Consider the following 2,244-nt stretch of genomic DNA (forward strand, 5'->3'; position numbering starts at 1 on the left):
GAGGTCAGCCAGGCTTAGGGTCAGACCCAGCCCGAGGAGGACGCCCCCCATCCTCACTGTCAGGCTTGATCCCTGCGTGGGCCATCCCCTCCCCCGAAGCCGTTGTGGTCGCTCTCCGTGGGTCAGCGGCGGGTATCGCCGGCCGACTCGTTTCCGCTCATCCGCTCATCCGCTCATCCGCTCCACCGATCCACCGATCCACCGATCCACCGGTCCACCGGTCCACCGCCAGTTCAGCTGAACTGGCAGACGATTAGGCCGGGGTGATGGCTGGGGCGGTTGAGCCTGCTGGGGCGAGGTGGCGGCGGGCGAACTCGAGGGATTCTCGGAGGTCCTGGACTCGGGCTTCGCGGCTGGTGACCTTGCGGGTCGAGACTTCCAGTGCGACGGAGCCGGTGAAGCCGCGGCTCGACAGCGACCGGAGCAGTTCGGCGCAGGGCTGGTTGCCTCGGCCGGGCACCAGGTGTTCGTCGCGACCCTCGCCGGTGCCGTCGCCCAGGTGGACGTGCTTCAGGCCGGAACCCATGCGGTCGGCCATCTCCAGCGAGTCGGTGCGGGACGCCGCGCAATGCGAAAGATCCAGCGTGTACGCGTCGTAGCCGGACTCGGTCGGATCCCATCCCGGCACGTACGGGACGAAGGTGCGCCCCGCCATCCGCACCGGATACATGTTCTCGATAGCGAAGGTCGTATCCGGGTGCCGGGCCTGCACCTTCGCGAGGCCCTGCGCGAAGTTGCGGGCGTAGTCGCGCTGCCAGGTGAACGGCGGATGCACGACCACGGTCGGCGCGCCGAGCGTCTCGGCGAGCTGGGCGGCCCGGTTGAGCCGCTCCCACGGGTCGGGGCTCCACACCCGCTGGGTTACCAGCAGACAGGGGGCGTGCACGGACAGGACCGGCACGCCGTAGTGCTTCGCCAGGCCCTGCAGGGCGCCGGCGTCCTGGCTGACGGCGTCCGTCCAGACCATGACCTCGACGCCGTCGTAGCCCACGGTCGCCGCCATCTCGAACGTGGCCGCGGTGGGCTCGGGGAAGACAGAGGAGCTGGAAAGGATCACGGGGACTCGGGAAGCCACGGGTCAAGGGTAGACCCGTCCGGCACGGCTGCTAGTTCCTCGGTCGGTATACATGAGGACAAACCCGGACCCACTCCATGAGGACAAACCCGACCCGCTGAACGCGGATGCCCGGCGGGCGCGCGTACGCTGTCGCAGGTGAGTCGCCGCACCCAGCTCCGCATAGTGATGGACGACGCGGCAGCCGCCCGCGCCCGCGAGGTCAAGCTCGACTTCCCTCGCGAATGGATCGAGTTCACCGACCCCGCCGACGAGCAGCATGTCGTACGCGCCGACCTGACCTGGCTGTTGTCCCGGTGGACGTGCGTGTTCGGCTCCGCCTGCCACGGCATCATCGCCGGCCGCGCCCAGGACGGCTGCTGCTCGCACGGCGCGTTCTTCACCGACGCCGACGACGAGAACCGCACGAAACACGCGGCCGCCAAGCTGACGCCCGAGAACTGGCAGCACTACCGTCGCGGCTTCAAGAACTACACGGAAATGGACACGATCGACGGCTCGAAGCCGGCCCGGCGCACGGCCACCCAGCCCGACGACGGCCCCTGCGTCTTCCTCAACGACGCCGACTTCCCGGGCGGCGCCGGCTGCGCCCTGCACGCCCAGGCCCTCCGCGACGGCGTCCACCCGCTGACCTACAAACCCGACGTGTGCTGGCAACTCCCGGTTCGCCGCGAGCAAGACTGGACCAAGCGCGCAGACGGCACGAAGTACCTGCTCTCCACCCTGACCGAGTTCGACCGCCGAGGCTGGGGACCAGGCGGCCACGACCTCGACTGGTGGTGCACATCGTCCCCCGACGCCCACGTCGGCACCGAACCGATGTACCGCTCCTACGGCCCCGAACTAGCCGCCCTCATCGGCCAGGACGCCTACCTCGAACTAGCCCGCCTCTGCGACGCCCGCCTCGCCACCGCCCTGGTCGCCCCTCACCCCGCCACCGTCGCAGCCCAAGCATCCCAAGCCCCCAAAAAACGAGGCGGCCGCGAACCCGCCACCCCACCCACAGCAGAGAAGTAGAAGAAGTAGCAGTGGGCGAGCGCAGGAAAGCCGGCACGTGCCCACGCAGAGCAACCACAACGGCTTCGGGGGGAGGGGATGGCCCACGCAGGGATCAAGCCTGACAGTGAGGATGGGGGGCGTCCTCCTCGGGCTGGGTCTGACCCTAAGCC

2 protein-coding genes are annotated in these 2,244 nt (G+C 69.3%); one reads left to right on the forward strand and one right to left on the reverse strand.

Going from position 1 to position 2,244, the window contains the following annotated elements; all coding sequences use genetic code 11:
- Positions 1 to 253 precede the first annotated feature (253 nt).
- Positions 254 to 1,075, reverse strand: a complete 822-nt coding sequence (locus AB0M36_RS37600; RefSeq protein ID WP_364167583.1) for a sugar phosphate isomerase/epimerase — start codon at positions 1,073 to 1,075, stop codon at positions 254 to 256.
- A 168-nt stretch (positions 1,076 to 1,243) separates the two neighbouring features.
- Here AB0M36_RS37600 and AB0M36_RS37605 point away from each other — a divergent pair, with 168 nt between their 5' ends.
- Positions 1,244 to 2,092, forward strand: coding sequence for a hypothetical protein (locus tag AB0M36_RS37605; protein ID WP_364167586.1), 849 nt, complete (start codon positions 1,244 to 1,246; stop codon positions 2,090 to 2,092).
- Positions 2,093 to 2,244: the final 152 nt, after the last annotated feature.

Origin of the sequence: Actinoplanes sp. NPDC051346 (genome assembly GCF_040682215.1) — a bacterium.
Lineage (GTDB): Bacteria > Actinomycetota > Actinomycetes > Mycobacteriales > Micromonosporaceae > Actinoplanes.

Bases quoted from the DNA above. Each gene is read 5' to 3' on its own strand.
- AB0M36_RS37605 (WP_364167586.1), top strand. From the start codon at position 1,244: ATGGACGACGCGGCAGCCGCCCGCGCCCGCGAGGTCAAGCTCGACTTC.